This window comes from Phaeodactylibacter xiamenensis, assembly GCF_000759025.1.
Taxonomy (GTDB): Bacteria; Bacteroidota; Bacteroidia; order Chitinophagales; family Saprospiraceae; genus Phaeodactylibacter; species Phaeodactylibacter xiamenensis.
Genome location: NZ_JPOS01000129.1, coordinates 1 through 3775, shown reverse-complemented (window position 1 = coordinate 3775; position 3775 = coordinate 1). Strand labels below are relative to the sequence as shown.

The following is a 3775-nucleotide window of genomic DNA, read 5'->3' as shown; positions in this document are numbered from 1 at the left end:
GATTAAATATCGTATTTTATTTTAACTTTGTCTAAAGCGGCTGAATGTTTACAATTTGAGAGCGATTATCAGATAACAATAAAGTTGGAAGACAAAGAAGATTTCGTAGCAGTAATTGATCGTTTTGAAGAATTTCATGAGCAATCAATCAAAGAGAATAACAACGGACCCCAGCTAATAGATAATTTTTCACCAGAAATAGTGAGTCACACAAAGAAAGTGGCTGACCCTAGTAAAATGATTAAAATCTATTATTGTAAAGAATTGAGAGAAACAGAATATGAAAATGGGAATTTGATTATAAAGATTCCTGATTTGACAGATATGTTTGGAGGAGCAACTGCACCTGAAAAGTACCTTTATTTTTCCAGAGAATGTGTTTCTGAGTTATTAGAAGCGTTGAAGGGTAATTGAATACTGCAGCGAACAAAGGCTACCCGTCCATACCTCCGCATACGCTCCGGCACGGCGTGTAGCCGGGCCGTTAGCGGAAATTAAAAAACAAGATCAAAATGATTGAGTACACTAGTAGAATAAGAAAAAGACAAAATCATTATTTTAAAGGAAGAGATAATGAATTTAATGGAAAATTGGAGAAGGCTATTGAAGAATATCAGCTCTATTCAGAAAGCTTGGATTCTGCGGATAAACATATACCCTATCAATGGATTTCAAAATTGTATTCTAGATTGGGTAACACAAATGATTCATTGAAATATCTTGAAATGTATGGAGATGGTTGTTCCCCTCCAAAAGCAGCAGAAGTTTTTAAAGAATTAGGAGAGCTATGTGAAAAGAATGAATTAATTCAAAAAGCCCTAAAATCTTACCAAAAAGCAATAAAGTTTAACCCAAATATAGGGGTGAAAAAGAAAATTGAAAGCCTAAAGAATAAAAAATGAGATTTTTAGCAATTGATTTTGAAACAGCTAATTCACAAAGAAATAGCCCATGTGAAATTGGTCTTGTTGTTGTTGAAGATTTTGAGATAGTTGATCAGCAAGCTTTTTTAATCCGGCCAAGAGACAATTATTTTGATTTTTACAATACTGAAATACATGGTATTGATGAATCGATGGTTGAAAATGAACCAGAATTTGATATAATTTACGATAAATTAGAAAAGTACTTTGAACATTATCCTATCATTGCTCATAATGCTGCATTTGATATTAGTGTATTGAGACATACTTTAGATTTATACAAAATCGACTATCCTGAAACTCAATATGCTTGTACATATCAGATGTCAAAACAGATATCAAAGGAACTACTTTCTTTCAGACTAGATTATCTGTGTGATTATTATGAAATAGAGTTGGATCATCATAGGGCTTTATCAGATGCATCTGGATGTGCCCAATTAGCAATACAGTTTTTCAAGGAAAAAGGAGTGAGCAAGTTCGATGAGATTGAGTCTGTTTTCAATTTGAAGCTTGGTAAGTTATTTAAGGGTGGATTTCGGGGATCTGGTAAAAGAATTTATGGAGATGGTGTAGATATTAGGACTATTGAAGTCGACCAATCAAAAATAGATGAGAATAATCCGTTTTATAACAAGACAGTTGTTTTTACAGGTACATTAAAGTCAATGGCGAGAAAAAATGCTCAAATAAGAGTACTAGAGAACGGTGGTAAACCTGGAAAAGGGGTTACTAATGAAACTGATTATTTAGTGATCGGTGATCAAGACTTCAAGAAATTTGGTGATGGGTTTAAAAGTTCCAAGATTAAAAAAGCAGAAAAACTGTTAGGAGAAGGAAGTAGTATCGAATTACTATCAGAAAGGCAATTTTTAGAAATGATTGTTTGAATTTGAAACTTCCGCTAACAATGGCTACATGCCATGCCGGTAAAAATCTTCGAGAGGGAAATGGAGATGGAAAAGCCGCTGCGCTAGCATTTGTGAAATGAGACGAAAATGGTAAATTTAGAATCCGGCACGTCACGTAGCCGGGCCGTTAGGCTCCATAGAAAGTAGAATAAATCCTCAAATCAAAATGATAAAATCAATTATTATGAACTCAATTAAGTCAAATCAAATCCGATTGGTAGCATTCTTCATTTTTGTTTTTAATATTTCACTATATTCTCAAACTAATAGTGACAAATTAAGAGATGCAGGTTATTCTGAGAAATCTATTGAATCATATGAAGGCTTATTAGAAAGTATTACCACTATCCAATTTGTTGAAAAATTTTATGCTGATAAGAAACAAGAGATTGAGGACGGAAAAGAAGCACTTCGTGAAATTCAAAGAAAATTTGCCAGAGAATATGAATCTATGAGTCCTCAAGAACAGATTAATTGGGGAAATGTAATAGTATCTGAGAATGATGCAATTGAAAAACTAGAAGAAACCCTTTTTGGGAATGAAGGGGAATATAATAAGATTAAAAATTCCCTCAATCAAGAGTTTCAAAATGTTATCAATACTAATATTAAGATACTTTCTGATGAATCTGATCAATATCTACAGAAAATTGTAAATCTGCTGAATATGGCTAAAACTAACGATGATTACGATCAAGCGATGAATGAACTTTTGAACATACTACTATTAGCAAAAGATTCAAAAAATTATTCTATGAGAGAGAGTGATAATTCCAAAATCTTTAATGCTTCAGAAGAATCTAAGAATCAAGTAGATGAGGATAATATTGAGAATTCAGGGTTATCCGTTAATTCAGAAAGTTTTGTATCAAATCATACACTATATGATCAAGATGGCGTAATATTGAAAGCAGTTCTTTTCCCTACAGGAAAGTTTACCGAATGCGATCCGTCCTATAAAGATAATGACCGGTATTCCACAAAGAAGTTACAGCTTTGGAAAATTGAGTTGATTCTAATAAACGGGTCAGGCAAGGCATTAGAAGTACGTCATGCACCTCCTGCAAATTTGAATGTTATCGGGATTAAGAATAGAGTTTATGCTTCTGACTATTGTACTTTTCTTACTATAAACAATCCAGAGACAGGTTTTTATTTTCCCCATACCTCTGCAAGGCTGTTACATTTAGCTTATACATACATCAAATTGAAGCCGAATGAAAGTCATAAGGCTACTAAATATATTTATTTATACGAAGATGATAAGCCAATAATTGAGTCTTGGGATTTAGGACAATATCATTTTTTAGAAGAACCTGATAATGATGAGGATGAAGTCAAGGGTAATACTCAAATTATAGAGAGAATACCATACTGTATGTATAAAGATGAAATCGAAGCTAACGTTGACCCAACAACCGTCGTGTCCCTTGATATCCCCCAAGAATTTTTAGGTTCATACCTTCATTCGTATGACTTTGGAAGCATGAAAGCACGATACAGATTATATTTGGATGCTGATGGAACAGGGGTCTATGAATACATGGATAGTAACGATCATAGGGGAATGGCTGTAGATGAAAGAGTCCCGTTAAAATGGGGAAGGCTTCTAAAGGAAGACGGAAGTTTTATAACTGTCGAAAAAGCAGATGGTATATATTATACTTTAGTAGCTTCTGCAGATGATCCTAATCAAGATTTATATCTTATTAATGGAGTAAATTACTATCATCCATGTTCAATTTTTTGGATAAAAGTACCTCCAGGAGGAACTCCTGTAATTTCAGATACAGGAATGAAGAAGCAATAAGTTTAAAAAATGAATACGGAGCCTAACAAAGCATACCTGTCCATGCCAGCAAAAGCTGGCACAGGCAGGTATGCGAACCGTTGGGCGCACTCCATTTCGGGAATAAAAAGCTGATAAACAAACGATTAGGA

General features: G+C 33.8%; 4 protein-coding genes. All 4 read left to right on the top strand.

All coding sequences use genetic code 11. The annotated features are described in order from the left end of the window. Positions 1-84 precede the first annotated feature (84 nt). The 4 genes from IX84_RS30185 (at position 85) to IX84_RS30170 (ending at position 3644) form a co-directional block, all read left to right on the top strand. On the top strand, positions 85-414 hold the full coding sequence (locus IX84_RS30185; RefSeq protein ID WP_152605311.1) for a hypothetical protein: 330 nt from the start codon (positions 85-87) through the stop codon (positions 412-414). A gap of 98 nt (positions 415-512) precedes the next feature. After that, complete coding sequence (locus tag IX84_RS30180) at positions 513-902, top strand: tetratricopeptide repeat protein (protein WP_044230318.1); 390 nt, start codon at positions 513-515, stop codon at positions 900-902. Next, positions 899-1813 carry an exonuclease domain-containing protein gene (locus IX84_RS30175; protein WP_044230316.1) on the top strand — a complete coding sequence of 305 codons (915 nt, stop codon included), beginning with the start codon at positions 899-901 and terminating at the stop codon, positions 1811-1813. The genes IX84_RS30180 and IX84_RS30175 overlap by 4 nt, the downstream gene beginning before the upstream one ends. 205 nt (positions 1814-2018) lie before the next feature. After that, positions 2019-3644, top strand: a complete 1626-nt coding sequence (locus IX84_RS30170; protein WP_044230314.1) for a hypothetical protein — start codon at positions 2019-2021, stop codon at positions 3642-3644. The last annotated feature ends 131 nt before the right edge of the window (positions 3645-3775 follow it).

Bases quoted from the DNA above. Each gene is read 5' to 3' on its own strand.
- IX84_RS30180 (WP_044230318.1), top strand. From the start codon at position 513: ATGATTGAGTACACTAGTAGAATAAGAAAAAGACAAAATCATTATTTT.
- IX84_RS30175 (WP_044230316.1), top strand. From the start codon at position 899: ATGAGATTTTTAGCAATTGATTTTGAAACAGCTAATTCACAAAGAAAT.
- IX84_RS30170 (WP_044230314.1), top strand. From the start codon at position 2,019: ATGAACTCAATTAAGTCAAATCAAATCCGATTGGTAGCATTCTTCATT.